At 36.4% G+C, this 258-nt stretch carries 1 pseudogene; it reads left to right on the top strand.

Annotated features, from left to right (window positions below):
- Window positions 1–258, top strand: a pseudogene (locus RYX56_RS23515) (M20/M25/M40 family metallo-hydrolase); the annotation flags it as partial.

Here is a 258-nt window from a genome sequence, read left to right as displayed (position 1 = left end):
CAAGAAAAATGGAACGATATAGCTTATAGGAGAAAAATCGATATACAACAAGCTCCTTTTTTAAACCAAAAACCAGTTAATCTAGATACAGACATCAGAAAAACTTTACAGGACGCAGCTGAGCAACTTAAAATACCTTATATGAATTTGTCCAGTATGGCGGTTCATGATGCAGCCCATATGGCAACGATTACGAAATCAGCCATGTTATTCGTAAGAAGTATTGATGGTAAAAGCCATTGTCCGGAAGAATATAGC

Source organism: Alkalihalophilus lindianensis (assembly GCF_032843265.1).
GTDB classification, from domain to species: Bacteria; Bacillota; Bacilli; order Bacillales; family Bacillaceae_D; genus Alkalihalophilus; species Alkalihalophilus lindianensis.
Note: the sequence above shows the minus strand (reverse complement) of the source record. Positions and strands in the feature narration are given on the sequence as shown.